The 24,622-nt window shown below is 60.0% G+C and carries 23 protein-coding genes; 17 read left to right on the top strand and 6 right to left on the bottom strand.

Going from position 1 to position 24,622, the window contains the following annotated elements; genetic code table 11:
- Nucleotides 1-15: 15 nt before the first annotated feature.
- Both Q4481_RS14080 and Q4481_RS14075 read right to left on the bottom strand, forming a co-directional pair.
- A complete protein-coding gene (locus Q4481_RS14080; RefSeq protein WP_304377028.1) occupies nucleotides 16-720 on the bottom strand; it encodes a Crp/Fnr family transcriptional regulator in 705 nt (234 codons plus the stop codon).
- A 60-nt stretch (nucleotides 721-780) separates the two neighbouring features.
- Nucleotides 781-1,440, bottom strand: coding sequence for a TetR/AcrR family transcriptional regulator (locus tag Q4481_RS14075; RefSeq protein WP_304377027.1), 660 nt, complete (start codon nucleotides 1,438-1,440; stop codon nucleotides 781-783).
- Between the two features lie 97 nt (nucleotides 1,441-1,537).
- On the opposite strand from Q4481_RS14075, the gene Q4481_RS14070 reads away from it, so the two are divergent.
- Nucleotides 1,538-2,764 carry an FAD-dependent oxidoreductase gene (locus tag Q4481_RS14070; protein ID WP_304377026.1) on the top strand — a complete coding sequence of 409 codons (1,227 nt, stop codon included), beginning with the start codon at nucleotides 1,538-1,540 and terminating at the stop codon, nucleotides 2,762-2,764.
- Between the two features lie 79 nt (nucleotides 2,765-2,843).
- Nucleotides 2,844-3,623 carry a molybdopterin-synthase adenylyltransferase MoeB gene (locus tag Q4481_RS14065; protein WP_304377025.1) on the top strand — a complete coding sequence of 260 codons (780 nt, stop codon included), beginning with the start codon at nucleotides 2,844-2,846 and terminating at the stop codon, nucleotides 3,621-3,623.
- Here the strand turns inward: Q4481_RS14065 and Q4481_RS14060 are convergent, their stop codons facing one another.
- Nucleotides 3,624-4,628 (bottom strand): 2-hydroxyacid dehydrogenase, encoded by a 1,005-nt coding sequence (locus Q4481_RS14060; protein ID WP_304377024.1) that lies wholly within the window; start codon nucleotides 4,626-4,628, stop codon nucleotides 3,624-3,626.
- A 168-nt stretch (nucleotides 4,629-4,796) separates the two neighbouring features.
- On the opposite strand from Q4481_RS14060, the gene Q4481_RS14055 reads away from it, so the two are divergent.
- On the top strand, nucleotides 4,797-5,354 hold the full coding sequence (locus tag Q4481_RS14055; RefSeq protein ID WP_304377023.1) for an SH3 domain-containing protein: 558 nt from the start codon (nucleotides 4,797-4,799) through the stop codon (nucleotides 5,352-5,354).
- Here Q4481_RS14055 and Q4481_RS14050 read toward each other — a convergent pair.
- The gene (locus tag Q4481_RS14050; RefSeq protein WP_304377022.1) at nucleotides 5,344-6,339 is read right to left on the bottom strand and encodes an adenosine kinase; all 996 of its coding nucleotides are present in this window, start codon (nucleotides 6,337-6,339) and stop codon (nucleotides 5,344-5,346) included. The genes Q4481_RS14055 and Q4481_RS14050 overlap by 11 nt on opposite strands.
- 524 nt (nucleotides 6,340-6,863) lie before the next feature.
- Between Q4481_RS14050 and Q4481_RS14045 the strand changes: the two genes are divergently transcribed.
- Nucleotides 6,864-7,934, top strand: a complete 1,071-nt coding sequence (locus tag Q4481_RS14045) for an LLM class flavin-dependent oxidoreductase (protein ID WP_304377021.1) — start codon at nucleotides 6,864-6,866, stop codon at nucleotides 7,932-7,934.
- A gap of 140 nt (nucleotides 7,935-8,074) precedes the next feature.
- Here the strand turns inward: Q4481_RS14045 and Q4481_RS14040 are convergent, their stop codons facing one another.
- Nucleotides 8,075-8,605 carry a nuclear transport factor 2 family protein gene (locus Q4481_RS14040; RefSeq protein ID WP_377352727.1) on the bottom strand — a complete coding sequence of 177 codons (531 nt, stop codon included), beginning with the start codon at nucleotides 8,603-8,605 and terminating at the stop codon, nucleotides 8,075-8,077.
- Nucleotides 8,606-8,779: 174 nt separating this feature from the next.
- Here Q4481_RS14040 and Q4481_RS14035 point away from each other — a divergent pair, with 174 nt between their 5' ends.
- From Q4481_RS14035 to Q4481_RS13995, 9 genes are all read left to right on the top strand, one after another.
- Nucleotides 8,780-10,015, top strand: coding sequence for an NADH:flavin oxidoreductase/NADH oxidase (locus tag Q4481_RS14035; protein WP_304377019.1), 1,236 nt, complete (start codon nucleotides 8,780-8,782; stop codon nucleotides 10,013-10,015).
- A gap of 113 nt (nucleotides 10,016-10,128) precedes the next feature.
- Nucleotides 10,129-11,760: a long-chain-fatty-acid--CoA ligase gene (locus tag Q4481_RS14030; RefSeq protein WP_304377018.1), complete on the top strand. Its 1,632-nt coding sequence runs from the start codon at nucleotides 10,129-10,131 to the stop codon at nucleotides 11,758-11,760.
- 57 nt (nucleotides 11,761-11,817) lie between these two features.
- A complete protein-coding gene (locus Q4481_RS14025) occupies nucleotides 11,818-12,936 on the top strand; it encodes an acyl-CoA dehydrogenase family protein (RefSeq protein WP_304377017.1) in 1,119 nt (372 codons plus the stop codon).
- A 19-nt stretch (nucleotides 12,937-12,955) separates the two neighbouring features.
- Nucleotides 12,956-13,732, top strand: coding sequence for an enoyl-CoA hydratase/isomerase family protein (locus tag Q4481_RS14020; protein ID WP_304377016.1), 777 nt, complete (start codon nucleotides 12,956-12,958; stop codon nucleotides 13,730-13,732).
- Nucleotides 13,732-14,886, top strand: coding sequence for an acyl-CoA dehydrogenase family protein (locus Q4481_RS14015; protein ID WP_304377015.1), 1,155 nt, complete (start codon nucleotides 13,732-13,734; stop codon nucleotides 14,884-14,886). Before Q4481_RS14020 ends, Q4481_RS14015 begins: the two co-directional genes overlap by 1 nt.
- Before the next feature lie 61 nt (nucleotides 14,887-14,947).
- Entirely contained in the window at nucleotides 14,948-15,742 is a 795-nt protein-coding gene (locus Q4481_RS14010; RefSeq protein WP_304377014.1) for an ABC transporter ATP-binding protein, read from the top strand.
- On the top strand, nucleotides 15,735-16,475 hold the full coding sequence (locus Q4481_RS14005; RefSeq protein WP_304377013.1) for an ABC transporter ATP-binding protein: 741 nt from the start codon (nucleotides 15,735-15,737) through the stop codon (nucleotides 16,473-16,475). Before Q4481_RS14010 ends, Q4481_RS14005 begins: the two co-directional genes overlap by 8 nt.
- 2 nt (nucleotides 16,476-16,477) lie before the next feature.
- The gene (locus Q4481_RS14000; RefSeq protein ID WP_304377012.1) at nucleotides 16,478-17,353 is read left to right on the top strand and encodes a branched-chain amino acid ABC transporter permease; all 876 of its coding nucleotides are present in this window, start codon (nucleotides 16,478-16,480) and stop codon (nucleotides 17,351-17,353) included.
- Entirely contained in the window at nucleotides 17,350-18,333 is a 984-nt protein-coding gene (locus tag Q4481_RS13995) for a branched-chain amino acid ABC transporter permease (protein ID WP_304377011.1), read from the top strand. The genes Q4481_RS14000 and Q4481_RS13995 overlap by 4 nt, the downstream gene beginning before the upstream one ends.
- Nucleotides 18,334-18,384: 51 nt before the next feature.
- On the opposite strand, the gene Q4481_RS13990 is transcribed toward Q4481_RS13995, so the two are convergent.
- Complete coding sequence (locus tag Q4481_RS13990) at nucleotides 18,385-19,137, bottom strand: IclR family transcriptional regulator (protein ID WP_304377181.1); 753 nt, start codon at nucleotides 19,135-19,137, stop codon at nucleotides 18,385-18,387.
- 210 nt (nucleotides 19,138-19,347) lie between these two features.
- On the opposite strand from Q4481_RS13990, the gene Q4481_RS13985 reads away from it, so the two are divergent.
- From Q4481_RS13985 to Q4481_RS13970, 4 genes are all read left to right on the top strand, one after another.
- Nucleotides 19,348-20,103: an SDR family NAD(P)-dependent oxidoreductase gene (locus Q4481_RS13985; protein WP_304377010.1), complete on the top strand. Its 756-nt coding sequence runs from the start codon at nucleotides 19,348-19,350 to the stop codon at nucleotides 20,101-20,103.
- Between the two features lie 104 nt (nucleotides 20,104-20,207).
- A complete protein-coding gene (locus Q4481_RS13980; protein ID WP_377352879.1) occupies nucleotides 20,208-21,425 on the top strand; it encodes an ABC transporter substrate-binding protein in 1,218 nt (405 codons plus the stop codon).
- 86 nt (nucleotides 21,426-21,511) lie between these two features.
- Nucleotides 21,512-22,387, top strand: a complete 876-nt coding sequence (locus tag Q4481_RS13975; protein ID WP_304377008.1) for an SMP-30/gluconolactonase/LRE family protein — start codon at nucleotides 21,512-21,514, stop codon at nucleotides 22,385-22,387.
- Between the two features lie 24 nt (nucleotides 22,388-22,411).
- Entirely contained in the window at nucleotides 22,412-24,535 is a 2,124-nt protein-coding gene (locus Q4481_RS13970; RefSeq protein ID WP_304377007.1) for an acetate--CoA ligase family protein, read from the top strand.
- The last annotated feature ends 87 nt before the right edge of the window (nucleotides 24,536-24,622 follow it).

Genomic DNA, 24,622 nt, shown 5'->3' with positions numbered 1-24,622 from the left:
GGTAGAGCACCATTCTCATTCCTCGTCCGGTTCGGCGAAGGCGAGGAGGCGGCCGATCCGGCAGTGAATCACATTCCCCTGACGGGTGATGGCGCCTTTCTCTTCAAGCGACAGGATGGAGCGGTTGATCTTCGGCCGGCTGGCCCCAAGGATGCCGGCGATTTCGGTCTGCGACAGGGCAATCTGCAGCGAGGCTTCGTCGGGCAGGTCATCGCCATGAATCGTGCGCAGCGTGGCAAGAAAGAAGCGAGCAACGCGACTGTCGAGATCGTAAAGGGCGATCGTTTCAAGCTGCTCGGTCGTGTCGCGCAAGCGGCGGCAGAGATAATGGATCACCGCTTCGGCGGCTTCCGGATTGCGTTCGAGAAAGGCCATGAAATCGCTGCGGCCGATCACATAACCTTCCGTAGCGATCGATGCGGTGGCATCAGCCGAGCGCGGTTCGCCATCGAGCACCGCCATCTCGCCCAGAAGCGTCCCCGCTTCCAGGTGGCGCAGCGTCAGTTCCTTGCCCTGAGATGTGATCAGCGACAGCTTGATGCGACCGTCGGTGACCAGGATCATGTTGTTGCCTTCATCGCCGCGCTGGAAAATCACGGTTCCGGCCGGCCAGCGACGGATGATGGCAAGATCGGCGATTTCGGCGACCTGTTCCTTGCTGAATTCCTCGAAGATCGGGAAGGATCGCCAGAATGCCGGGCTCCTGTTGATCTCAGCCATGACTTGCCCTCGTTACATCTTTGCCGCCTTGCACCTAAACTATAGCAAGCGAGGGAAATGTTAAGGGGAAAGCGCATCAGAGACTTGCATCCGGCCATTCGGCAATCCGGCCATCAGGAACCGACAGGCAAGTATGGACATATCTGCAGCAAATTCGCTCCAGGTTCGGTCTTCAGTAGCGATTGCAAGCGGTTGCCTGGTAATCCGATGCCAGGTCGCCGCAAAAATCATTCTGAAGCAAAAGGTCGCTTCAATCCTCAGCGGTTCTGCGACTTCAGTCTGTAGACCAACCAGAAGCGAAGCGACGAAAGCACTTTCTATCTTCTGGCAGGAGATTTGTCCGCGCTCGGCGGCCTGCGGATTGCTGTTGTCCATCTGAATCAGCGATCGGAGAACTGCCTCGTACTTTTCGACATGGCCGCAATACATTTTCACGGCATAGTCAATACGTTCTTGCAGCGCCTTCCCGGAAGTGTCGGCAAAAAGGGCAACTGCTTCCGCATCCATTTCCGAAAGAACGCGGTCCTGCAAAGTGAGATAAATTATCTCCTTTGCTCCGAAGCGCTGATAGATCGAGCCGACCGAGACGCCAGAACGTTCCGATAATTCGGCGACCGAAAACAGAACCCCCTCGCGCAGCAATGCGACGCCTGTCGTCATCAACTGCTCGAAACTGGCATGGCTGCGCTTCTGGCGTGGTTCTTTGACCGTATCCTGCATCACCGCCTCATAGCGCCTCAAGGCCCGGGTGCCAACTGCATTGTATTAGAATTCATATTCTAGTATTATGATTCTTATTTTCTTGGAGGAGAATGGAATGAATCACAGTTGGCGGAAGGGAAAACGGGTCGCGATCGTCGGAGCCGGACCGGGAGGGGTATCGGCAGCTTTGGCGCTGATAAGAAGCGGTTTCGATGTGCGGATCTATGAACGTATGCCCGAGCCCAAACCTTTAGGTGGAGCGGTCCTCCTGAGCACGCCGGTGTTGGCGATCCTGAGGCACTACGGTATCGATATTCACAATTTCGGCTCATACACGGTCACCGAGTTCGGCAACAGCAAAGGCAAGCTACGAGCTACCCTGCCCTTCAATCGCGAAGTCGAGCGAAGCTTCGGGATCCCTGGCTGGCATTATGGCGTGCTGCGCGCCTCTGCATTTGCCCGCATGCTTGAACTGTTACCCGGTGGCATATTGGAAGCGGGCCACAGCTTCGCCTCTTATTCGGAAACCGAATCCGACATTCGCATCGAATTCGAAAATCACGCACCGGTTGAGGCCGACATTCTCATCGGAGCAGACGGGGTCCATTCTAAAGTGTCCCGTCAAGCCTTTGGCGACCCGGAGCTATTTCATGCCGGCGTGCGCGTCTGGCTTGCCTGGTGCGACTACTTTGACGGTTTGCCGCCGAACACAGGCCGGATATCGCATTCGCGAACCTATCAGGCCAGCTATTTTCCGATGCTGCATGACGGTCGCCCCGGTTTTGAATGGTGGGTCGTCGAACCGTCATCCGATAAGGCCCCGGTTCCCGCCGATGCCAAAGCCCATGTCTCGAACATCGTGCGGCAATTTGCCGATCCCATGTCCAGGTTCCTTGACCGGACGGACTTTTCGACCCAGATGTTCCGTTGGGAGGTCTATAACCGACCGTCTCTCAAGTCCTGGAGCAGCGGGCGGGTCGTTTGCCTCGGCGACGCCGTTCATCCGGTTTCACCCTACGCGGCATACGGAATGGGCATGGCAATCGAGGACGGCTACTTCCTCGCCAAATTCCTCGCAAACAGGGATCTCAGTCAAACCGAACAGGTCAGTCAGGCCTTTCGGCAGTATGAGATGCAGCGGGTCGATTACTGCAATCACCATGTCGAGTTTGCCAGAACACTCGGCAAGGTGTTTCACCATCTGCCGGCGCCGCTGGCCTTCATCCGGGATCTTGTCTACGACCATACCCCGCTTCTGCAGAAGACGTTGAGCAAGGACTATCTCGCCGATGCCGAAAAGGCGTCGCTGGCGCTGAAAGAGCTACACGTAAACTCCGCATAGACATTCCAATACGAAGCGGCGGCGCTTCCGGTCTGGAGACCTATGGCCAAGGCTGCTATTGCTTCGGCCAGGCCAACCAATGGATAGACCCATGACCGACGCTGCCGCCGACCCTCTTAGCCAAGACGAGCTTTCCCGCTATATGCGTCACATCCTGTTGCCCGAGATCGGCGGATCGGGGCAGCAGAAGCTCAAGGCTTCTCGGGTGCTGGTGATCGGTGCCGGCGGGCTCGGTTCGCCGGTGCTCGAATATCTCGCCGGTGCCGGCATTGGGCGGATCTCGATCGTCGACAACGATATTGTCTCGCTTTCCAACCTGCAACGCCAGATGATCCATACGACAGAGACGATCGGCCAGGCCAAGGTCGACAGTGCCAAGGCGCGCATTCGCGCCGTCAATCCGCATGTCGACGTCTTTGGCATGGCCGTTCGGTTGACGGCGGAAAATGCCATGGAACTTGCCGCCGATCACGATCTGATCGTCGATGGATCCGATAATTTCGCCACCCGTTACCTTGCCGCTGACATTGCCGAAGAACTGAAGGTGCCGCTCGTTTCCGGCGCTGTCGGGCGCTTTGATGGCTCGGTGACGGTGCTCAAGCCCTACGAGCTGAACAAGGACGGTAAACCGAACCCGCGTTATCGCGATCTGTTTCCCGAGATCCCACCGGAGGGCATGCTGCCCGCCTGCGCCGAAACCGGCATCATCGGAGCCCTGACCGGCGTCATCGGCACGCTGATGGGTATGGAAGCCATCAAGCTCATCACCGGCGCAGGCGAACCACTGGTGGGACGATTGCTGATGTATGACGCGCTGGCGGCCCGTTTCGACACGATCCGCTACCGCCGCAAGGACTGATCAGTTGCGTCCGGGCAGGACGCGGTCGGGCGGACGATGGCCATCGAAATAGGTTCGGATGTTGATGATCACCTTTTCGCCCATCTCGATGCGGCTCTCGATGGTGGCCGAACTCATATGCGGCAGGAGCACCACTTTGTTTTCATGGGCGAGCTTGAGCAGCTTGGGATTGACCAAGGGCTCGTTCTCGAACACGTCGAGACCGGCACCGGCAATCGATCCTTCACGGATGCATTTGATCAGCGCCGTCTCATCCATGACGCCACCGCGCGCGGTGTTGACGATGTAGCTTCCCGGTCGCATGAGGGCCAACCGGCGGGCCGACATGAGGTGATAGGTCGCCGGTGTCGACGGGCAGTTGATCGAAACGATATCGACGCGAGCCAGCATCTGGTCGAGACTGTCCCAATAGGTCGCTTCCAGTGCTTCCTCGGTCTGCAGGCTGACGCGATTGCGGTTGTGGTAATGGATCGAAAGGCCGAAAGCCTTGGCGCGCCGGGCAACGGCGGTGCCGATGCGGCCCATGCCGATGATGCCAAGCCGCTTGCCGCCGACGCGATGACCCAGCATCCAGGTTGGCGACCAACCTTCCCAATCGCCCTTGCGATCGGTCAGGATGCGGGCGCCTTCGGCGAGCCTGCGCGGCACGGCGAGAATGAGCGCCATGGCCATGTCGGCGGTGTCTTCCGTCAGCACGTTCGGCGTATTGGTGACGGTGATACCGCGCCGCGATGCCGCCTCTATGTCGATATGGTCGGTGCCGTTGGAGAAAGTCGCGATCAGCTTCAACTGCGGACCGGCTGCCTCGATGAGGGCCGCATCGATACGATCGGTGACCGTCGGCACCAGCACATCCACGCGCGCGACGGCATTTTCGAGTTCGGCGCGGCTGCGCGGCCGGTCATCGACATTCAGTTCGGCATCGAACAGTTCGCGCATGCGGGTTTCCACGACATCCGGCAAGGTGCGTGTAATATAGACTGTCGGTTTTTTCTTGTTCGTCATGCCGTCTTTTGCTCCGGATGTTGACCGCCCGTTAACCAAGTTAGGCGACACTGGGCGCCGGTAAGCCTATTCATAATCAGACGCGCGTGCGAAGACAATCCGCCCCCGGACGAACTCGGCAACCATCGGATGTCATTCCACATATTTGCGGCTGAATGGGGATCGATCATGAGTTTGCGTAACGAGACCAGATATTTCCGAGCACCCATCAAGGCGAAACTGATCGCGGTTGCGCTTGCGATCGGCTATTCGCTGTCCGCCGGCATGGCCATGGCCCAGAGCGCCAACAAGCCGCCGCTGCCGCGTTTTGTGTCGTTGAAATCCAAGAAGGTCAACCTGCGCGTCGGCCCGAGCAAGGATTATGCGGTTTCCTGGATGTTCCTGAAGCCCGGTCTGCCGGTGGAAGTGATCCAGGAATTCGACAACTGGCGCCGCGTACGCGATGCCGACGGCGCCGAGGGCTGGGTCTTCCACTCGCTTCTTTCCGGCGAACGCGCCGCAATCGCCGCACCCTGGATGAAGGGCAAGGGCGACAATATCTTCGTCAACATGCGCAGCGATCCGCGCGACGGCGCCAGCATCGTCGCCAAGCTCCAGCCGGGCGTCGTGCTCAAAATAACCGAATGCAATGGCGACTGGTGCCATGGCGAAACCGATGGAACCGACGGCTGGGTAAACCAGGCCGAAATCTGGGGCGCCTATCCCGGCGAAGCCTTTACAAAATAATACCGGCCTCGACAGCGGCCTGGCGCAGCGGCGTCAGGCTGCGTGGACCCATCTGCTGGATGATCAGTCCCGCAGCAAGGCTGCCAAGCCGCCCGCAATCGGCCAGTTCAAAACCTTGCGTATAGCCGAAGAGGAAACCGGCGGCATAAAGATCACCCGCACCGGTCGTATCGACGACGCTGTTGATCTTGAGGGCATCGACCCGAATGCGACGGTCACCCGAAAGGATGATCGAGCCTTCCTCGCCCATCGTCACGACGGCAAGCTTGCTGTCTGCCGCAAGCAGCGTCAGCGCCAGATCGAAATCGGAGGTCTGGTAAAGAGAGAGGGTTTCGTGGCGATTGGCAAAGACGATATCGACCGTCTTGCTGCGCATCAGTTCGAGGAACTCATCCCGGTAACGGTCGACACAGAACGAGTCCGACAGCGTCATCGACATTTCGCGGCCATTGGCGTGCGCAATCCGGGCGCATTCGCGGATGGCTTCCTTGGCACGCGGCGGGTCCCAGAGATAGCCTTCGAAATAGGTGACCTTGGATTCGGCAACCACAGCCGCATCGACATCCTCGATGCCCAGTTCGACGCAGGCCCCGAGATAGGTGTTCATCGAGCGTTCGCCATCCGGCGTCACGAAAATCATCGATCGCGCGGTCGGCGGAAAGCCTTTGAGCGGATCGGTTCCGAAATGCACGCCGATGGCATGCATGTCGTGGGTGAAGATCTCGCCAAGCTGGTCGGACGAAATCTTGCCGAAATAGGCGGCCTTGCCGCCGAAGCTTGCGACGCCGGCCGCCGTATTTCCGGCGGAACCACCCGACATTTCAATCGCCGGCCCCATGCGCGAATAGAGAAGTTCGGCGCGGTCTGCATCGATCAGGTTCATGGCGCCCTTGGCGATTCCATTGTCGACGAGAAAGTCATCCTCGCAACGTGAGAGAATATCCACGATTGCATTTCCAATCGTCAGGACGTCGAAAGTCGCCATTACCAAGCCCTAGTTTGTTTCGGGCAAGTCATGGCGGAAAAATCTTCCGCCGAAAAGAGCGAATTGGCGCGCGCGACGTTCTTACCCAGAAAAAGTAGGCCCCAAACCGGTATTCGGCCTGTTCCGGTGAAACTCCGGTTCGTCCGCTCAGGCAATGATCCGGGATCGGAGCTCCAGAACTTCACATTTCTGAAATTGCACCACACATATAGGAAAAGACTGGGCAGGCGTCGGTACCTCCATTACTCTTTTGGTGAGGAAGAGGAGGAGAGATACCAAATGGATTTCGCAAAATAGCATTTGCGCCGCACCGACGGCGCCTGCGGCGTCAACCAAACTGCTGATCATGCAGACAGGGATGTCTTTGCACTCGATTGCAGGAGCCGCGGAACGCCAGATCAAGCGCGATGTCGGCCGTAGCCGGCGGTCGACCCACCCCAAACATCAAGACCATTCACAACCGGCATGGCATCGCCCTGCCGCAAGGCTGACCTTTAAGCCGGCCGAACAAGGAGGATCATGACATGGAATTCGGAACTTTCATTCTTGCGGCCCAGCGCGGCTACCACCAGACATCAGACCAAGTCATCCGCAACTCGATCGAACAGACGGTTACCTCTGAGAAGGCCGGCTTCAACGCCGCCTGGTTTGCGGAACACCATTTCAACAATTACAGCCTCGTGCCTTCGCCGCTGATGATGGTTGCGGCCTGCTCTGGCGTCACCAAGACGATCCGCCTCGGAACCGCCGTTTGCGTTCTGCCGCTTTACCAGCCACAGCGCCTGCTGTCGGAAATCGGCTTTGCCGACATCGTATCGAGCGGTCGTCTCGAGCTCGGCGTGGGCTCCGGCTACCAGCAGTTCGAGTTCGAGCGTTTCGGCGTCAATGTCGATGAGGCACCGGTCGTCTTCTCGGAATATTTCGATATCCTGCTCAAGGGCCTGAAGCAGAAGATCTTCGAACATGATGGCCAGCACATCAAGATTCCGCCAACGGCAATCTCGGTTCGCACCGTCCAGCAGCCGACGCCGCCGATCTGGATCGCAGCCGGTTCACCGCGTTCCATGGGCCGCGCCTATCGCGAAGGCCACAATCTGTTCGTCACCGCCTTCCATGGCGGCACCGATCAGGTCCGGACCCTGCGCGGCATGCTGGAAGAAGCTGCCAGCAGTGAAGGCAAGGTGGTAAGCGATCGCAAGGTGGCCCTCCTTCGCTGCTGCTACGCCAGCGACGATGAGGCCGAGATCAACTCCTATCTCGACAATGCCCGCTTCCAGCGTCGGCTTTCGGAGGCCCTCCACAAGCGCAAGCAGCAGAGCGAGGACGGCTATCTGCTCCGCGAAACGCCGACCGAACAGGATCTGTCGTTCGACACATTGCGCAAGAACCTGCCTGTCGGCAGCGTCAACTACGTGATCGACAAGCTGCTGGAAGAAATCGAGGTCCTGAAGCCGGACCAGATCGCCGTCCAGACCCAGCTGGGCGATTTCGACCAGAAGACCATGCTGCGCCAGATCGAACTCTGGGGCGAGAAGATTATCCCGGCCGTCAACAAGGCCCTGTCGCAGCCGACCAAGATTGCCGTGAACCAGTAATCCTCCCAAGCGGCGGCGTCGTTCCATTGGGAGGAATGGCGCCGCCCCGCTGAAGCACAGCTTTCGTCCATGTATCAACAAACGAAAAACCGGCCATTGCAGTGGCCGGTTTTTCTCGTGGAGATTTCTGCAAGACGGGTTCAGGCAGATTTGGCGAGCAGGCCATAGACCGGATCATGCGGCCATTGGGCGCCAATCGGCTGGCGAACACCGAAGCGTTTCGCCTCGCTTTCAGCCGGCAAAGGTTGTTCTTCTACCCAGTCATAGATGACCTTGCGGCGGGCGACGCGCCATTCGCCATTCCGCTTTTCGAACCAGTCGACATAACGCCCCATCAGGAAGAACTGCTGCAGGGTGCCGCTTGCATTCGGCGAGCGTTGATAGGCGGTGAACTGCGATTCCACGATCGCGCCATCAGCCTGGAATTCGATCAGCACATTGGTGATCTGATGGATGGAGCGTTCGTAGCTCTTCAGAGAAGTCAAAGCCCAATCGATGAAGCCGGTCGCCGAGCCGTTATAGGGGCCGTGCTGATCGGTGGCATCCTCCCAGTAGGAGGAGCGTAGTGCTGCCTCATCCGCCCGGTCGATGCCGCGGCAATAACGATAAAGACAATCGCGGATCGCCTCACGGTCCACGAGTTCGGTCAGCTTGTCGTTGTTGTCCGGCATGGTCTCCTCCCGCATTCAAAAAGCAGCGCACCTTAAGAGGGGCGCTCCCCGGCGGTCAAAGCAAACGGCAAGATCGGACACCTTTTCACATCCATGAAAAAGTGGGGGCTTGAGGCGCTCGTCTTCCCTTCTCTCACGTCCCCGGCATGATGGGATCGAATTGGGAGGAAAATCATGAGCGCACTCTTTTCGCCGGCCCGCCTTGGCGGGCTGCAGCTGAACAACCGTATCGTCGTCTCGCCCATGTGCCAGTATAGCGCCCGGGATGGGATCGCGCAGCCCTGGCATCTGATCCATATCGGCAATCTGATGATGTCCGGAGCCGGTTTAGTGATCATGGAAGCAACCGGCGTTGATGCGCAGGGACGCGGAACGTTGGGCTGCCTCGGCCTCTACAGCGACGCTCAGGAGGAAGCCCTCGCCGAACTCGTACGGCAGGTGCGTCCGCTCTCCTCCGCAAAGATCGGGATCCAGCTGCAGCATGCCGGCCGCAAGGCTTCGACCCGCTCGATTGCAGAGCGATGGAAGGGCGAGCCCTTGCCCATGGATGAGGGCGGCTGGCCGGTCTGCGGCCCTTCATCGGAGCCGTTCGACAAGGATTGGCAAGTGCCGCAAGCCATGAGCCATGCGGATATCGGGCGCATTATCGACAGCTTTGCAGCTGCCGCCGTCCGCGCCGACCGGGCCGGCTTCGATCTCGTCGAAATCCACGCGGCCCATGGCTATCTGATCCACCAGTTCCTGTCACCCCTCACCAACCGGCGGGAGGATGCCTATGGCGGTTCGCCGGAAAACCGAATGCGCCTGGCGCTCGAAATCGCCACAGCCGTGCGCGCAGTCTGGTCGCAAGAGAAGGCACTCGGCTTTCGGTTGACCAGTACCGACTGGCACGAGGACGGGCTGACGCTCGACGATGCTGTTGTCCTTGCTGGAAAGCTCAAGGCGATCGGCATCGACTATTGCGTCATGTCGGCCGGCAACATTGCGCCGGGCATCAAGATACCGCCGGCTTCCCCCGGACATCAGGTGGACTTCGCGACCAGGGTCGGTCGAGAAACCGGGCTGACCGTGATGGCAGTGGGCATGATCGGACAGCCGAAAGAGGCAGAGGCGATCATCGCCGAAGGGCGTGCCGACTTTGTCGCCATCGGCCGCGCCATGCTGGACGACCCGCGATGGGGCCTTCATGCGGCTGCGGCGCTCGGCGTCGATGTCGACTACCCGCCGCAATATCTTCGGGCGAGGCCGAACAACTGGACCGGCTATCGCCATATCCATCCCGAAACCCCGCATTTCCAGGCTTCCCGGCAAGCCGACAGACCAGCCTCTATGCTCTGGGATCGCCCCGACGACGGGCCGCAACCGGCCACGGAAGAGGTCGTCGTTTCGCCGAAAACTTCACGCTTGTGAATTTAAGCTTCGAGAATGAGTTTGATTTGACAAGTGGCAAGTGGCTGACGACCATCAAGGGCAAGAACGGACGGCTGGAGGAGCTGTCCTCGAAGCGTAATTTGGGAGGTTTCATGCGCGCCTTGATGCAGGAGCGGCAGCTGCTTATTTCGACCCTGATCGAACATGCCGCTCGTTTCCACCCCACTGTCGAAATCGTCTCCCGGACCTGCGAAGGCGAAACCGTCCGCAGCAACTACCGGACCCTGCGTTCGCGTGCTGCACTGATCGCAAAGGCCCTTATCGGGCTGGGCGTCAAGCCGGGTGACCGGGTCGGCACACTTGCCTGGAACACCCATCGCCATATGGAACTCTATTTTGGCGTTTCGGGCATCGGCGCCGTTCTGCACACGGTCAATCCGCGGCTGTTTGCCGAGCAGATCGAGTATATCGTCAACCATGCCGAAGATAGCGTTCTCTTCTTCGACATCACCTTCGCCGAACTGGTCGCAAAGCTGTGGCCGAGCCTGACGACGGCGAAGACGCTGGTGGCCATGACCGATCGCGCCCATATGCCGGCTGGTCTTGAAGGGTGCCTCTGCTACGAGGATCTCGTGGCCGCCGAAGCCGATGATCTCGTCTGGCCGGAATTCCCCGAAACGGAAGCCTCGTCGCTCTGCTATACGTCGGGCACGACCGGCAATCCCAAGGGCGTCCTCTACAGCCATCGCTCGACCGTCCTGCATTCCTTTACGGCCTGCGCCAGCGACGGGCTGCAGCTGTCGAGCCGCGACAGCGTTCTGCTGGCCGTGCCGCTGTTCCACGTCAATGCCTGGGGCATTCCCTATGCATCGGCCATGTGCGGCGCAAAAGTGGTGCTGCCGGGCCCCTGGCTCGACGGCAAAAGCCTGTTCGAGCTGGCCAGCGCCGAAGAATGCACGATGTCGCTCGGCGTTCCGACCGTCTGGCTTGGTCTCCTGAAATATATCGAGGAAAACCCGGCTCTCGATCTCGGCCAGATCAAGATCCGGCGCGTGGTGATCGGCGGCTCGGCTGCCCCGCGTGCCGTCATCGAGAAGCTGCATCAAAAGCTGGGTGCCGAAACGCTGCATGCCTGGGGTATGAGTGAAACCAGCCCGCTCGGCACGATCGGCAATCTCCTGCCCAAACACCAGTCGCTCGGCATCGACGACCAGATTTCCGTCCGCACCAAGCAGGGTCGGGCAATCTATGGCGTCGAATTGCAGATCACCGATGGCGATGGCGTTGCCCAGCCGCATGATGGCAAGGCGACCGGCGATCTGAAGGTGCGCGGCCCCTGGGTCACGTCCGGTTACTTCAAGGGTGAAGGCGGTCAAGTGCTCGACGAGAACGGCTGGTTTGCGACCGGCGACGTCGCCGCAATCGATCCGGACGGATATGTGCAGATCACTGATCGTTCCAAGGATGTGATCAAATCCGGCGGCGAGTGGATCTCCTCGATCGATCTTGAAAATGCAGCCGTTGCCCATCCTGCGGTACAGGAGGCTGCCGTCATTGGGCTACCGCATCCGCGCTGGCAGGAACGACCGCTGCTTCTGGTCGTGCCCAAGGCCGATAGCACTGCAACCGGCCCGGAAATCCTCGATTTCCTCGCCGGCCGCGTCGCCAAATGGTGGCTTCCCGATGATGTCGTCTTCGTTGACGAACTGCCGCACACGGCCACCGGAAAACTGCAGAAGACCAAACTGCGCGAGCAGTTCCGGGACTTTACTTTCAAGAACTGACCGACCGGCCCACCGCGACCGGCATGCGGACCAACCGCTGGAACACTGGAGATACTGATGCCCCAAATGGTTTTGGATGACGATGATGGTGTGATTGCCATGCTGCGCGAAAGCGTGGCTGCCTTTGCTGAGGGACGCCCCGGCCCGCAGACCGTGCGGTCGATCCGCACTGCGGAAAGCGACATGGACAAGGCGCAATGGCAGGAAATGGCTGAGGCCGGATGGCTTGGCCTGATGCTTCCGGAAGCGCTCGGCGGCGCTGGTCTCGGCATTCGCGAACAGGCCGTCATCAGCGAAGCGCTGGGACGCGCGCTCGTGACCGCACCGATGGCAACCGCTTCGGTTCTCGCAAGCGCGCTGATTGCGGGCAGCCAGGATAGCGAGGAGCGTTCGCGTTTGGCCGCGAACCTTGTTTCCGGTTCGTCCATCATTGCAACAGCGATCACCGACGATATCGAAGCCTCGAAACTTATAGCCCGGGCTGCTGATGGCGCAATTTATCTTGATGGTCGCCGCGAATTCGTGGAAGCGGCGCATGCTGCGGTCGATTTCCTCGTCCTTGCCCGTCTCGGCGACGAGGATCTTCTCTTGAGCGTACCGGCAGGTAGCCAGGGACTGCAGCTCATCGACCGACCCGGTGTGGACGGTGCAACGATCAGCAGCCTGATCTTCACCGGATGCCGGCTCGACATGTCCCGCATCCTGGCGCGCGGCGATCTCGGCGGACTTGTCGAAAAGGCGATCGACCTCGCCCGCCTGGCGCTTGCTGCCGAACTGTCGGGCATTGCCAGCAAGGCGTTCGAGATGGCTTCCGACTATACCAAGGAGCGCGTGCAATTCGGCAAGCCGATCGCCAGCTTCCAGGTCATCCAGCATCGGTTGGTCGATCTGTGGACGGAAGCCGAATTTGCCGGATCTGCGGTGGTCAATGCCATCGAGCGTCTCGGCGAAGGCGATGAAAAGGCTGCCCGGCTTGCGATCCTGGCTGCCAAGGCACGCGCCTCCGACGCCGCCTTCCTGATCGGCCGCCGGGCGATCCATCTCTATGGCGCGATGGGCTTCACCGACGAATGCGACATCGGCCTTTATCTCAAACGCGCCGTCAATCTCGGCGCCATGTTTGGCCAGGCGGAGAAGCTCCGCCGCCAGTTCGTATCGCTGGAACGGGCTGCCTGAGGCAGCGAGGGAGACAATTATGCAGAACAATCTGATCAAGACCGAAATCGCCGACCATATTGCGGTCGTGAAGATGGACAATGCTCCGGTCAACGCCTATTCGCGCGATTTTGCCGAGGAACTGATCGAGGTCTTCGATGAACTCAACGACTCGCCGGATGTGCGCGTGATCGTCATCACCGGCCGCGAGAAGATCTTCTCCGCCGGTGCCGATATCAAGAACCGCGCCAATATCGGCGACATCAAGGGCGAGACCTACCGGCATCTGCGCCGCACCCGTGAAGTGGCCAACTGCATTCTCGAATGCTCCAAGCCCGTCATTGCCGCCGTCAATGGCCCGGCACTCGGCGCCGGCATGGGCCCGATCGTCAATGCCGATATTATCCTCGCATCCGAGAATGCCGTCTTCGGCCTGCCGGAAATCGACATCGGCCTGATGGGCGGCGCCAGCCACACGATGCGGATTTTCCCGCATTCGCTGGCCCGCCGCATGATCCTGACCGGCTACCGGGTTCCGGCGGAAGAAGCCTATCGTCGCGGCATTATCGAGGCCTGCGTGCCGCTCGAAAACCTGATGGAAGAGGCGATGAAGATTGCCCGCACCATTGCCTCCAAGAGCCCGAAGGCGCTCAGCCTCGCCAAGAGGGCGATCAACACGGTCGAGCACATGCCACTGCGGGACGGATACAGGTTCGAACAGAACCTGACGGTTGAAATGACCCGCCACGAAGATTCCAAGGAAGCCATGCGCGCCTTCATCGAGAAGCGTCCGGCCGTTTTCAAGGATGTGATCTGATGGTCGAGGATTGGAACAGCCTTTCCGATGAGGAATTCCGCGCCATTTTCCGTGAATGGGTGGAAGCCAATTGCCCCGCCGAACTGCGCTATATGCGCAAGCAACGCCCGCTCTATGAAGAAGTGAAGGTCTGGTACCAGGCGCTTTCGAAGAAGGGCTGGCTCGCGCCGGTCTGGCCGAAGGAACATGGTGGCATGGGGCTGTCGCCCGCCAAGCACATGATCTATGTCGAGGAATGGGGCCGTCTCGGCTGCCCTCGCATTCCCGATCACGGTATCGGCCTGTCCGGGCCACTGCTCATCCAGTATGGCACCGAAGCGCAGAAGGCGGAATTCCTGCCGAAGATCCTGTCGGGCGAACATATCTGGTGCCAGGGCTATTCCGAACCCTCCTCCGGTTCCGATCTCGCAAGCCTTCGCACATCGGCGGTTCTCGAGGACAACCATTTCGTCATCAATGGCCAGAAGATCTGGACCACACTCGCCCATTGCGCCAACTGGATCTTCGTCCTTGTGCGTACCGACAAGGAAGCCAAGCCGCAGCGCGGTATTTCGGTGCTTCTGGTCGACATGACGCTGCCTGGCGTTACGGTCCGCCCGATCGCCAATCTGCGCGGAGAAACCGATTTCTGCGAAGTCTTCTTCGACAATGTGAAGGTGCCTGCAGAAAACCTCGTCGGCGAGATCAACCAGGGCTGGACGCTGGCGAAATCCGTGCTCGGGCATGAGCGGATCTTCCTTGGCGCCCCGACGCGACCCGAATATGCGCTGGGACGACTGGACAAGCTTGCCGAGGCCCGCGGAGCCTTCGATGATCCGGCCTTTCTGTCGCGCTATGCCAAGCTTCGGCTCGATCTTTACGATCTCGGTTCAAGCTTCGAGCGTTACGCAAAGGTGCTGCGTTCGGGTGGCGAACTTGGTGCCGATGTATCGATGCTGAAAATCTTCACCACCGAGCTCTACCAGCGCATTACCGAAGAGATGCTGATGTTGGCCGGCGAAGAAGCCCGCTATAATGACGATCTCGAGGCCGGCAACGGACATGTGGATGCGATGAACCTGTTCCTCGATTCCCGCGCACCGGCTATCTTTGGCGGGTCGAACGAAATCCAGCGCAACATTCTCGCCAAGGCTGTCCTGGCGCTGCCGGGATAAGTGAGGCGAACCGGGCCGGAGCGGAGGTGCCGGCCCGGTCAAACGAATTTGGGAGGAAAAGATGCTACAGGCAGCTTCGGCGATACCAGCCGCTGCGGGTCAGCCCACAGACAATATTCTCGTCGCCGAAAACGTCTCGAAACGTTTCGGCGGTTTTCTTGCTGTCAGCAATCTCAATCTTGCTGTGCGGCGCGGCTCGATCCATGCGCTGATCGGCCCGAATGGCGCCGGCAAGACCACCTGCTTCAACCTCCTGACCAAGGCGCTTGCGCTTTCGTCCGGCCGGATCATGTTCAATGGTTCGGATATTTCCGACCTGCGCTCAGCAGCCGTCGCCAAGCGGGGCCTGGTCCGTTCCTTCCAGATTTCCGCGACCTTCCCGAACCTGACGGTGCTCGAGAATGTTCGCGTCGCGCTGCAGGCCAAGCATGGAAAGTCCTATCATTTCTGGCGCTCGATCCATTCGATCGACAGTCTGAATGCGCGCGCGCTGGAGCTCATCGGCGAAGTCGGTCTGTCCGCAAGCCAGGGCGTCACGGCGGCGGAACTGTCCTACGGCAAGAAGCGGGCGCTCGAAATCGCCACCACGCTTGCACTGGAGCCTGAACTGCTCCTTCTGGACGAGCCGACCGCCGGCATGGGTCATGAAGATATCGAGCCGATCACCGATCTCATTCGCCGCGTGGCTGTCGGACGAACGGTGCTGCTGGTCGAACACAATCTGTCGGTCGTTTCCACACTCTGCGACCGCATCACCGTTTTGCAGCACGGACAGATCATCGCCGACGGAACCTATGCCGAAGTCTCGGCCAATCCGCTGGTCCGGACTGCCTATCTGGGAGAAGACGATGCGTGAGGCCGCCCTTTCCAACGCACAAGCGGGAACCGCACCCGTCATGCTGTCGGTCAACAATCTCAATGCCTGGTATGCCGAATCCAAGGTCCTGCATGGTGTGTCCTTCGATTTGCGCGAAGGCGAACTGCTGACACTGATCGGTCGCAACGGCGCCGGCAAGACAACGACACTGCGCTCGATCATGGGCCTCCTGCGCAAGCGCACCGGCTCGATCCGCTTCAAGAACGAGGAGCTGATCGGCCGCCGGACATTCGAGATCGCCCGCAAGGGTATCGCCTACTGCCCGGAAGAACGCGCAATTTTCTCTTCGCTGTCCGTGCGCGAAAACCTGCTCCTGCCGCCGGTGCTGCAGCCGGGCGGCATGAGCGAGGACGAGCTGCTCGCGACATTCCCCAATCTCAAGGCACGGGCATCCAGCCAGGGAACCAAACTCTCCGGCGGCGAACAGCAGATGCTTGCGATCGCCCGCATCCTGCGCAACGGATCACGCCTGCTGCTGCTCGATGAACCGAGCGAGGGGCTGGCGCCCGTGGTGGTGCAGGAGATCCGCGACCTGATCCTCAAGATCAAGGAGAAGGGCTACACGATCCTTTTGGTGGAGCAGAACCTGCGCTTTGCCCGCCGGGTGGCTGACCGGCATGTGGTGATCGAGAACGGCAAGGTTGCCGACATACTCACCGCCGCAGAGCTCGAGAAATCTGCCGACCGCATCAAAACCTATCTGGGGGTCTGACCATGACAGTCCAACTGCTTGCCGGGCAAATGCTGCTCGGCCTGATCAACGGCTCCTTCTACGCCATGCTTTCGATGGGCCTGGCCATCATCTTCGGCCTCATGAACGTCGTCAATTTTACGCATGGGGCGCAATATATGATCGGCGCCTTCCTGGCCTGGCTCCTCTTGACCACCGTCGGTGTGCCCTACTGGGCTTCGCTCGTCATCGCTCCACTGATCGTGGCAGTGCTTGCCATGGTCATGGAGCGCTTCCTTCTCAGACCACTCCAGAATCTCGACCATCTCTACGGGCTGCTTGCGACCTATGCGGTTGCCCTGATCGTCGAGGGCCTGATCCGGCAGAAGTACGGCGCCACAGGTATTCCCTACGCAAATCCGATCCCGGGCGGGGTCAGCTTGGGTTTCATGTTCGTGCCCTACTACCGGATCTGGGTCGTCGTCTTTTCGCTGTTTACCTGCTTCGGCACCTGGTACCTCATCGAACATACCAAGCTCGGTGCCTATCTCCGTGCGGCCAATGAAAAACCGCAGATCGTCGAAAGTTTCGGCATCAACGTTCCGAAAATGATCACGCTGACCTACGGGTTTGGCGCTGGCCTCGCTGCGCTTTCAGGCGTACTCGCTGCTCCGATCTACCAGGTCTCACCCTCGATGGGGTCGAGCGTCATGATCGTGGTCTTCGCCATCGTCGTCATCGGCGGCATGGGTTCGATCCTGGGCGCGATCGTCACCGGCTATTTGCTCGGCCTCGTCGAAGGCCTGACCAAGGCGATCTATCCCGAGGCGGCAAGCGTGGTCGTTTTCGTCTTCATGATGGCGGCCCTTCTCTTTCGTCCATCCGGCATGTTCCAGTCCAATCGCGAGGGCACGGCATGAACAGAACCATCCTGATCGGAGCCGTGGTTGCGGCACTTGCACTGGTCGCTCCGTTTTTCGTCTATCCCATCCTGTTGATGACGGTGCTCTGCTTCGTCATCTTCGCCTCGTCCTTCAACCTGCTCCTGGGCTATGCGGGGCTACTCTGCTTCGGCCATGCGATGTTTTTCGGCATGTCCGCCTACATCACCGGTCAGGTGTTGAAGACGACTGCCATCTCGGTTGAGCTTGCGATTATCATCGGCATGCTCGCCTCCTCGGTTCTCGGCCTCCTCGTCGGCGCGCTTTCGATCCGCCGGCAGGGGATCCAGTTCGCGATGATCACGCTGGCTTTCTCGCAATTCGTCTATTTCATTCTGCTGCAGGCCGAGTTTACCGGCGGTGAAAACGGGATGCAGAGCATTCCACGCAATGCGCTCTTCGGTTTGGTGGATGTGAAGGACAGTTTCAGCTTCTACTACGTGATCCTCGGCTTTACCGCACTTGCGATCTTCGCCTTCTACCGGATCGTTCATTCGCCCTTCGGCGAGATCCTGCGCGCCATTCGCGACAATGAACCGCGGGTGGAATCGCTCGGCTTTACGCCCGAACGGTTCAAGCTGGTCGCCTTCATCCTCTCAGCCTCCCTCGCCGGACTGGCGGGTGCCATGAAGGCAACCGTCTTCCAGTTCGCAACCTTGACCGATGCATCCTGGTCGATTTCCGGCGAAGTCATCCTGATGACGCTGCTGGGCGGGCTTGGCACCTTCACCGGCCCGATGTTCGGGGCGGCGATCATCATCCTGATGAACGATCTTCTGGCCGGCCTGGGAGAATGGGCGCTGATTGCACAGGGCGTCGTGCTGCTGGTCGTGATCGTCTTCTTCCGCCGCGGCTTCGTCGGAGAAAGTGCGGCCCTCATCCGGCGGCTCAAGTCAGACCGCAAGTCAAAGGCAAACGATGCTCAAGCCCCTCTTGTGGTCGCAGACCAGAAAGGCTGAGCAAGCCGATACGACGTTAGACGCCCGGGCGGATTGCCCGGGCACTTTCGTTCAGATCTCCAGTTCGATCGGCTGATCGAACGGATCACGCGGCTCGATGGACTTCGCCGCTCGCTGCAACACCGCAAGATAGCGGTCATGGTTCTGCCGAATGCGTTCGACCGCTCCACCGAGGCCGAGAACGACCGGCTGGCCCTGGATGGTGATCGGCAGGAGCACGCAAATGGTCCCCCCGCCCAGAAAAGGCACGTTCTCCGCCGAGCAATAGCCCTTGCCACGGATGGAGCGGATTTTCTCCATCATGTCCTGCAGCTTGACCCGGTCGGCCGCCTTTTCAGTCGCGATATTGGCGCGGCGAATGACATTGTCGATCATATCGTCGTTCATGGTCGACATAAGCAGCCAGCCGACGGCCGATCGTGTCAGCGGCCGCATCTCGCCTTCATCGACATGAAACCTGAGCGCATGCACAGACTGGATGATCTGCACATATTGCAGGTAGATGTCGTTCTTGGTGTTGATCGACACCGTCTCGCCGGTCGCCGCATGAACGTCCCTCATCGCCTCGATGACGCGGCCCGTACCAAAAAGCGCCTTTGGCACCCAATCGCCAAGCGAGGTCACTTTCACCGTCGGGAAATAAAGTCGCTCCCGTCGATCGAAATTCAGGTAGCCAAGCGAGATGAGTGTCTTGAGCAACACCGTGGTGCTCGACTGCGGATAGCCGAGGGCAGAGGCGATCTCGGACATCGCTCGCGGCTGCCTAACCTTTTTAAAAAACTCAAGAATTTCCAAAGCGCGCATCGCGGACTTCACTTGCGACGATTGCATGTCGTTCCTCCTCCCTAGCGGTCCGAATTTCACATTTATGAAAATGGGCCGCACATACGAATTGCAATTGTTCAATTCATAGCTGGCGTGACAGGATGCGTTCAGTCAAGTCCACCGATGAAATTTTCATTCGGCGGCCCAGAGGCGGGAGGAGATCCGCCACTGCGACAGGAGGAGAAAACCATGAAAAGACTGGCCGGACAGGTCGCACTCGTCACTGGTGGTGGACGCGGAATCGGTCGCGCCATCAGCCTCGCCTTCGCTCGCGAAGGCGCAATCGTCGGCGTTCTCGACCTCAAGGACGAAGTCGCAAACGATGCCGTCCGTGCAATCGAGGCGGAAGGTGGCAAGGCGATTGCGATCGTCGGCAATGTTGCCAAGCGTGACGATGTTTTCAACGCCGTTGCGGTGCTTGAAGCTTCGGTCGGCGCGCCGACCATTCTCGTCAACAATGCCATGTGGAACCGTTATGGACCGCTCGAAGACCAGACCGAAGAGATGGTCGGGCGCATGATCGATGTCGGTTTCAAGGGTGTCGTCTGGGGTTACCAGGCCGTGCTCGACGGCATGACCAAGGCAGGTGGCGGGTCCATCATCAACATCGCATCGCCCTCGGCGATGATCGCGATGCGCCATGGCATCATGTACAGCGCCGTCAAGGCTGCCGTACTAGGCATGACGCGCTCCGGATCAGCGGAATTCGGTCCGCGCAACATTCGCGTCAATGCCATCGCTCCGGGCTCGACCCCAACCGATGGCGCCAATCTCGTCGTCACCGAAGAAGCCTGGGAGCGTCGGCGTCAGCGCGTGCCGCTCGGCCGGCTGGGGGCGCCGGATGATATCGCCAAGGCAGCCGTGTTTTTGGCAAGCGACGAGTCAAGCTTCGTGACAGGCGATATGCTGTTCGTTGATGGCGGCATGACCTTCGCATTTTCCTGAATTGCGCAGCCTTCAAGCCTGCGTAAAACTGTGAGCAACGAATCCGGCAACGGTTGGAGGACCGCCCGGTTCATCAATGGGAGAGAGAAATGAAAAGCACCAAAATGCGCATACTGACAGCTGGCCTGATGGCCGCCACCATGATGGGCGGCATGCAGCCTGCGTCAGCTGCCGGAATTTCCGGCGACGTCATTCGCATCGGCGTCATGAACGACCAGTCGGGTCCCTATGCGGATAATTGCGGCCCGGGCTCTGTAGCTGCGGCCAAGCTTGCGGTGGAAGATGCCGGCGGCGAGATCGATGGCAAGAAGATCGAGATCGTGATTGCCGACGACCAGAACAAGCCGGATGTCGGTGTCGCCGCTGCCATGAAGTGGGTGGACGAAGAAGGTGTCGACACGATTGTCGGCTGCTCGGCCTCCTCGATCGCGCTCGCCGTTCAGGACATCATGAAGGATCGCAAGAAGCCCTACATGCTGGCCGGCACCGCTTCGTCTGCCTTCACCAACGACAAGTGCACGCCGATGACCACGCAGTGGGTGCAGGACACCTACGCGCTGCCGAAGGCGACGGTGAAATCGCTGCTGTCGCAGGGTCTCGACACCTGGTACTTCGTGACCGTCGACTATGCCTTCGGCAAGGCCTGGCAGACCGACGCGACCAAGTTCATCGAACAGGGTGGCGGCAAGGTTCTCGGCTCGGTTCTGCATCCCCTGAACTCCTCCGATTTCTCCTCCTTCCTGCTGCAGGCGCAGGCCAGCGGCGCCAAGGTGATCGCGCTTGCCAACTCCGGCGCTGATTTCGCCAACGCCATGAAGCAGGCGCAGGAATTCGGCATTGCCGAAGGTGGACAGAAGATGGCGCCGCTCGGCCTCTTCCTCAACCAGACCCACGGGATCGGCCTCGACATTCTCCAGGATGTCCGTCTTTCGACCCCCTTCTACTGGGATCGTGACGACGAGACCCGCGCCTTCGCCAAGCGCTTCATGGCTGCCTTCAACGATCGCGCCCCGAACGAGGCCCAGGCAGGCACCTATAGCGCCGTCAATCACTATCTGAAGGCCGTCAAGGCAGCCGGAACCGATGACGGTGAAGCCGTCATGGCCAAGATGCGCGAGACGCCGATCAACGACTTTGAAATGAAGGATATCAGCATCCGCGCCGACGGACAGGTCATGCGTCCGCTGCTGTCGGCCCGCATCAAGAAGCCGGATGAATCGAAGTATCCCTACGACTATTACGAAATCACCGGCACCGTTACGGCTGAAGACGCCTGGCGCCCGGCTTCGGAAAGCGCCTGCGAAGCGCTGAAGTCGCAGTAATCTCCCAGGAGCCGGTGGCAGGCGGGGTTTGCCTGCCGCCGGCTCGCACCTTTCCAATCTTTCCTAAATTCTCCAGGGCAACAGACATGTCGCTTGCGATCACACGCGTCTCCGACAAACCGGACCTTCTCGGCGAAAGCCCTGTCTGGGACAGCGAGAATGGCTGGCTTTACTGGGTGGATGGTGTCTCCTGCCTCATTCGCCGCTATGAGCCGCAGACGCAAACGTTCCGCGAGTGGAAGGCGCCCTCGATGGTCGGTTCCGTCGGTCTTGCGACCGGCAACCGGCTCGTTACCGGGCTTGCCGACGGTATTTTCCTGCTCGATCTCGAGAGCGGTGCGTTCACGCCGATCGTGCAGCCTGTCCCGGCCGATCCGCTCGTGCGTTTCAACGATGGCAAGACCGATCGCTCCGGCCGCTTTCTCTGCGGCTCGATGGGTGTGCATGCCGATCCGCGCGGCGCGCTCTACAGGGTCTGCGACAGTGGCGAAACCGATATCCTGGCCAATGGTATCCGGATTTCGAACACGCTCTGCTTCAGCCCCAACGGCGACACGATGTATTTCTCCGACAGCCTCGATCGCATGATCCGGGCTTACAAATATTGCGCCGAAAAGGTTCCGCTCACCGAACCGCGGGTATTCGTCGACACCGAAGTGTTCGGTTCGGGACCCGATGGCGCCACCGTCGACGCCGAAGGCTATGTCTGGGTCGCCCTCGTGCAGGTCGGCAAGATCGCCCGCTTCTCGCCAGCGGGAATCGTCGATCGCATGATCAATGCACCGACCGACATGCCGTCCTGCCTCGCCTTTGGCGGGGAAGACCTATCGACGCTCTTCGTCACCTCGATCAAGAATTCCGGCTCCGGCCGCGCAATTTCCCGCCATCCGCACGGCGGCTGCCTGTTTGCCATCGATGGATTGGGGGTCAAGGGGCTTCCCGAACAGCGTTTCGGCGCCTAATCCCCGCACTGAAATGGACCAACCATGACTGCCAGCGCTCTTTCCTCCCTTCTCGCTCCCCGATCGATTGCGCTTGTTGGCGCGTCCGAGAATGCCGCCCGCATTGGCGGCCGGCCCTTACGTTATCTGAGGGAGGCCGGATTTGCTGGCGCTGTCTATCCGGTCAATCCGAACCGAGACACCGTTCAAGGCTTCCAGGCCTATTCTTCGATCCAGGCGCTTCCCGAATCTCCGGATGTTGCCATTCTGGCAGTTCCCGCTGCGGCGACCGTCCAGGCCGTTCAGGATTGCGCCGATCGCGGCATCGGTTCGGCCATCGTCTTTTCCGCCGGCTTCGCCGAAACGTCCGATGAAGGCCGGGTGATGCAGGAAACCATCGCTGGTATTGCGCGCGAAGCCAACATGCGCGTGCTCGGGCCGAACTGCCTCGGCGTCTTCAATACGCGGCAAAACTTCTACGGCACTTTCTCGGCCATCCTCGATACCGGTTTCATCCAGCCGGGGCCGGTTTCCGTCGTCTCGCAGAGCGGTGCCTATGGGTCGCATATCACCCATCTCGCCCGGCAGCGGGGCCTCGGTATCGACCATTGGGTCACGACTGGCAACGAATGCGATATCGATGTGGCAGAAGCCCTTCACTGGGTGGTCGCCCAGCCCGACGTCAATGTCGTGATGGCCTATGCGGAAGGAATCCGCAACCGCGACAAGTTCATCGAAGCTCTCGAGATCGCACGCGAGCGCGAAACGGCGATCGTCTTCATGAAGGTCGGCCGTTCGGAAGTGGGCCAGCATGCCGTCAGTTCCCACACAGCAGCACTCGCCGGTTCGGATGCTGTCTTCGATGCCGTGCTGCGCCAATATGGCGTCTATCGTGCTGCTACGACGGCAGAACAACTGGACGTGGCCTATGCCGCCTCGCGCGGGATCTTTCCGCGCGGCAACCGGCTCGGTATTTTCACGCTGTCCGGCGGCTTCGGCATCCAGATGGCCGATGACGCGGCCGATGCCGGTCTCGATGTCGCGCCCATGCCCGAGGACGCGCAGACCGAACTGAAGGAAATGCTGCCTTACGCATCGCCACGCAATCCGGTCGATGCAACCGCACAGGCGCTGACCGATCTGCCGCTGATGACCCGCTTTATCGATGCGATGCTCGACAAGGGCGGTTATGACATGTTCGCCGGTATCTTCGGCAGCGGTCCGGCCAGCCCCACCTTTGCCGCCTCGCTGCGGCAGGCGCTGGAGGATGCCACCGCCGGCAAGCAGGACTGCATCAAATGCGTGACCATGACGGCGCCGACCGAAATCGTCCGCTCCTATGAAGAGAAGGGCTTCCTGATCTATGAGGACGGAACCGCGTTGACGAACGCGCTCGGCGCGCTAGTCAAGTTCCGCCAGAATTTCGACCTTGCCAAGGCTACGAAACGAACCAACGCCCTAGCGGCACCGGCGGCCATTCCACAACGCGCGATCAGCGAACATGAAGCCAAGGCTATTCTTGTTGCCGCCGGAATTCCGTTCCCGGAAGAGCGGCTTGTGGCGCCGGGCGAAGACCCGACTGCAGCGGCAGACACTGTCGGTTATCCGCTTGTTATGAAAATCGCGTCGGCCGATCTGCCGCACAAGACGGAAGTCGGCGGTGTCGCGCTCAATCTCCGATCGCCGGAGGCCGTTCGCGAGGCGATGACGAAGATGCTGGCATCGGTCCGAGAAAAAGCGCCAGACGCGCATCTCGATGGTGTCATTCTGGCGCCGATGATCTCCGGCGGCGTCGAAACGATCGTCGGCGTCTTCAACGATCCGGTCATGGGGCCGGTGGTGATGTTCGGTCTTGGCGGCGTCTTCGTGGAAGTGCTGAAGGATGTGACGTTCCGTGCCGCACCTTTCGACGAGGACGAGGCCATGCGCATGATCCGCGACATTCGCGGCTATGCGATGCTGGAAGGCGTGCGCGGTGCCCAGCGTTCAGATGTTGCAGCGCTGGCAAAGCTGCTTTCCCGATTGTCCCATTTCGCTGCGGCCAATGCCGATGCGATCGCCAGCATCGACCTCAACCCGGTCATGGTCATGCCGGAAGGTCAGGGTGTCCGGCCGCTTGACGCTCTGATTGTTGCGGCTGCCGGAGGGGAAATCTCTTCACATGCGTGAATCATTCGTTCAGCTATCTGAAGCGATTGATTTCACGGCAGGATGGGCCAGACTGCAAAAAGCGACAAGCCCGAACTGCAAGACTCG

This window comes from Fluviirhizobium alvei, assembly GCF_030551875.1.
GTDB lineage: Bacteria > Pseudomonadota > Alphaproteobacteria > Rhizobiales > Rhizobiaceae > Rhizobium_E > Rhizobium_E alvei.
The sequence above is the reverse complement of the archived record's forward strand: the minus strand, read 5'-3'. Positions and strand labels throughout refer to the sequence as shown.

Bases quoted from the DNA above. Each gene is read 5' to 3' on its own strand.
- Q4481_RS14080 (WP_304377028.1), bottom strand. From the start codon at position 720: ATGGCTGAGATCAACAGGAGCCCGGCATTCTGGCGATCCTTCCCGATC.
- Q4481_RS14075 (WP_304377027.1), bottom strand. From the start codon at position 1,440: ATGCAGGATACGGTCAAAGAACCACGCCAGAAGCGCAGCCATGCCAGT.
- Q4481_RS14070 (WP_304377026.1), top strand. From the start codon at position 1,538: ATGAATCACAGTTGGCGGAAGGGAAAACGGGTCGCGATCGTCGGAGCC.
- Q4481_RS14065 (WP_304377025.1), top strand. From the start codon at position 2,844: ATGGATAGACCCATGACCGACGCTGCCGCCGACCCTCTTAGCCAAGAC.
- Q4481_RS14060 (WP_304377024.1), bottom strand. From the start codon at position 4,628: ATGACGAACAAGAAAAAACCGACAGTCTATATTACACGCACCTTGCCG.
- Q4481_RS14055 (WP_304377023.1), top strand. From the start codon at position 4,797: ATGAGTTTGCGTAACGAGACCAGATATTTCCGAGCACCCATCAAGGCG.
- Q4481_RS14050 (WP_304377022.1), bottom strand. From the start codon at position 6,339: ATGGCGACTTTCGACGTCCTGACGATTGGAAATGCAATCGTGGATATT.
- Q4481_RS14045 (WP_304377021.1), top strand. From the start codon at position 6,864: ATGGAATTCGGAACTTTCATTCTTGCGGCCCAGCGCGGCTACCACCAG.
- Q4481_RS14040 (WP_377352727.1), bottom strand. From the start codon at position 8,605: ATGCCGGACAACAACGACAAGCTGACCGAACTCGTGGACCGTGAGGCG.
- Q4481_RS14035 (WP_304377019.1), top strand. From the start codon at position 8,780: ATGAGCGCACTCTTTTCGCCGGCCCGCCTTGGCGGGCTGCAGCTGAAC.
- Q4481_RS14030 (WP_304377018.1), top strand. From the start codon at position 10,129: ATGCGCGCCTTGATGCAGGAGCGGCAGCTGCTTATTTCGACCCTGATC.
- Q4481_RS14025 (WP_304377017.1), top strand. From the start codon at position 11,818: ATGCCCCAAATGGTTTTGGATGACGATGATGGTGTGATTGCCATGCTG.
- Q4481_RS14020 (WP_304377016.1), top strand. From the start codon at position 12,956: ATGCAGAACAATCTGATCAAGACCGAAATCGCCGACCATATTGCGGTC.
- Q4481_RS14015 (WP_304377015.1), top strand. From the start codon at position 13,732: ATGGTCGAGGATTGGAACAGCCTTTCCGATGAGGAATTCCGCGCCATT.
- Q4481_RS14010 (WP_304377014.1), top strand. From the start codon at position 14,948: ATGCTACAGGCAGCTTCGGCGATACCAGCCGCTGCGGGTCAGCCCACA.
- Q4481_RS14005 (WP_304377013.1), top strand. From the start codon at position 15,735: ATGCGTGAGGCCGCCCTTTCCAACGCACAAGCGGGAACCGCACCCGTC.
- Q4481_RS14000 (WP_304377012.1), top strand. From the start codon at position 16,478: ATGACAGTCCAACTGCTTGCCGGGCAAATGCTGCTCGGCCTGATCAAC.
- Q4481_RS13995 (WP_304377011.1), top strand. From the start codon at position 17,350: ATGAACAGAACCATCCTGATCGGAGCCGTGGTTGCGGCACTTGCACTG.
- Q4481_RS13990 (WP_304377181.1), bottom strand. From the start codon at position 19,137: ATGCGCGCTTTGGAAATTCTTGAGTTTTTTAAAAAGGTTAGGCAGCCG.
- Q4481_RS13985 (WP_304377010.1), top strand. From the start codon at position 19,348: ATGAAAAGACTGGCCGGACAGGTCGCACTCGTCACTGGTGGTGGACGC.
- Q4481_RS13980 (WP_377352879.1), top strand. From the start codon at position 20,208: ATGCGCATACTGACAGCTGGCCTGATGGCCGCCACCATGATGGGCGGC.
- Q4481_RS13975 (WP_304377008.1), top strand. From the start codon at position 21,512: ATGTCGCTTGCGATCACACGCGTCTCCGACAAACCGGACCTTCTCGGC.
- Q4481_RS13970 (WP_304377007.1), top strand. From the start codon at position 22,412: ATGACTGCCAGCGCTCTTTCCTCCCTTCTCGCTCCCCGATCGATTGCG.